Origin of the sequence: Enterococcus sp. 7E2_DIV0204 (genome assembly GCF_002140855.1) — a bacterium.
Taxonomy (GTDB): Bacteria; Bacillota; Bacilli; order Lactobacillales; family Enterococcaceae; genus Enterococcus_L; species Enterococcus_L lemimoniae.
Map to the genome: position 1 here is coordinate 108,098 of NZ_NGKY01000004.1, position 2,507 is coordinate 110,604.

2 protein-coding genes are annotated in these 2,507 nt (G+C 35.1%); both read right to left on the minus strand.

What is annotated here, in order from left to right; all coding sequences use genetic code 11:
• Positions 1-233: 233 nt before the first annotated feature.
• A complete protein-coding gene (locus A5819_RS18265; protein ID WP_086281976.1) occupies positions 234-488 on the minus strand; it encodes a hypothetical protein in 255 nt (84 codons plus the stop codon).
• Positions 489-737: 249 nt separating this feature from the next.
• Positions 738-2,273: a primase C-terminal domain-containing protein gene (locus tag A5819_RS18270; protein ID WP_086281974.1), complete on the minus strand. Its 1,536-nt coding sequence runs from the start codon at positions 2,271-2,273 to the stop codon at positions 738-740.
• Between the last annotated feature and the right edge of the window lie 234 nt (positions 2,274-2,507).

The window sequence follows — 2,507 nt, forward strand, 5'->3', positions numbered from 1 at the left end:
ATTCTAACTTGTCGCAATAAATCGTTAATCTTTTTTGTCTCCATAATCAACCTCCAAGGTACTAAAAGTAAAATAAAAAATATTTAAACACATTATACAACAAAGCAAGAAACGTATCCTAGATATAATGTATTGGCAGTGTACATATTTTAATTTAGCCAGTATCCCATAGATTTGTTTGCTCACCAAAAAACCATGTTTTTTCTCTGTTCCTAGTGTTTCAGTCATCTTAGTTAGTATAGCTGCTTCTTTAAAAATGTTCTTGTAGAGTTTTTATACGCCTTTTTGACGTGCTGATTCACCACTATTATCATGCGGTTCAACGCTTTTCTTGTTGCCACGAATAATCCACCACATAAGACAGCTTTTAACGAGTTAAAAGCATTGTATAGTGCTCCCTTTGGTATAGATTTATCATGGTATTGTACAACTACTTGTAATTCACTCTTAGTCAATTCAATTCGATTTCTAGAGGATATCGATAGCATTCTCTCCCCAAGGTACTCTAATTATCTACTTTCAACTCATACATGTATGTCCTCTTACGTTCTGATCGATCTTTTTTGTGTTTATCACTCTAAATAAATGCTACTACCCAAGAAATAATGACCAATTAACATCAGATCAACACACCAGCGATTAAAACAAACAAATGATTAACAAAGACAACGAGAACGTCTATAAGAAAGGCCAAAGTATCCTAGATATAAAGTAATTGGCATTTTGCAGGTTTAATTTTAACCAGTATCCAAGTCTCCAAAGTCTAGCTGCTGGCACACTTTATCACTTATTTTATGGGCTTTTAACAGTTGATTGACTACTTTACCTGCAACAGGAAAAAGACTCAAAATGGCATCTACATATGCATATTGTACTTCCTTTTTGACATTTAAAATTGTTTGAACTAATGCATTTCTAGTGGCAATTCTAATTCCGCCACCTCTACCAGCTTTTACAGAGTAAAACAGCCTACCCTCCTGTTGCATTTCCTTCAGAACTTTGTCTAGAGAACGGTTAGGAATCTTTAATTCTTCTGCTAATTCTCTCTTTGTCGTTACAAAATAAGGTTTGTACGTATAACTTTTATCCTTCAAAAATGCCAGTAAGTCTGCTTTCCATTCATGCTTATGAGAATATTTTCTCTCTGATCGATTTTTCTTGAATTTATACCAGGTACTTGGGTGACTTCTATACCCACTGTCCCCTTTTCTTTTACTAAACAAAGCCTTAGAAGTCTTTTGTGAACCCCAACTTTCGATAAGTAAATCAATCTTTTCCTGTTCTGCTTGGTGGTATTTTCCAGAGTATGCTGACTCAACCGCCCGTCTTACTTCAGTATCTTTTAACGCTTTATTACCTAAATTAGAGTTGAATACATCCATGTCATTATAGCAATCTTCTAGTGATTCTCCGGAAGAATAATAAGCTAAGGCCATAGTAAAAATCGCACTATTGCGCCCAAGTAAGCCTCTGTCTCCCTCGATTTGAGTATTATTAAGCAGTTGATCAACCCAAGCAGCATTCTTTTGTTTACTTTTCTTTGGCACTAAGTATAATTTAGGTTTTTCTATTTCAATTACGTTGTCTGAAGAGTACTCAAAAGACCAGTCTATTAAGGTTTGCATGTCATAAGTCATTTCTGAATTATACTGCAAAATGTTGTCATTTCTAGGTATTCGAGCGATCCCAAAATGGTTGCAGCCCATATCAACTGGTAATTCTTCGGCAAAATATCGTCTCAAATTATTCGAGACATTTCTTGCGATTTTAACTGAATTATAACCACTTGCATTAGAAATAAACCAGGGATTTTCCAGTACATAATATACCTGGTAGCCACCTGGAGTTTCCAAAATCATAGTGGGTAGAAAACCTAAATCTATGCTACGATCCATAATATCTTGTCCGGAGCATGATTGACCAACTTTAACATCTATATCAATCATAAACGTATTAATCTGTTTCAAGTTCTGGTCCTTGTGTCCTGTTACAAAAAGCCTGCGATCGTCCGTATAGGTTCCATATCTAAACACATTTGGTGTCCAATGAGTAAATGAGTTCTCGTTTTCCCATAGTGCTTCTTCCGAAGTTAACACTACACCACGAGCAACCCCCATTGCCTCTTTCGAGCGGAAACCAAATATAGCACCCTTTTTTCCCTCTGGTTGCTGAACAAAAGGACGCAAGTTGCTATTTTTAAATTTATATTGTCTCAATCCGCCCTTTAAAATTGCAGCATAAATAAGATTTAGGTCTTGCTCCAGTATATTCATTTTGGTTTCCTTTCCAAAAAAAGAGGACACAAAGGTACCCTTGTGTCCTCAACAATACTGTAGCTATCAAATTTACTACGAAGAAACTAGCAACACAGCTAATTTTGCGCAACAAATAAGCCTAAATCTATTGTATTTTTTGTCAAAATTTGCTATAATAACATTAATAAAGTGACCTTGAAAACACTTAAATATTTTATAGAAATTGAGACAATAGGAACACATAGTTTGGGT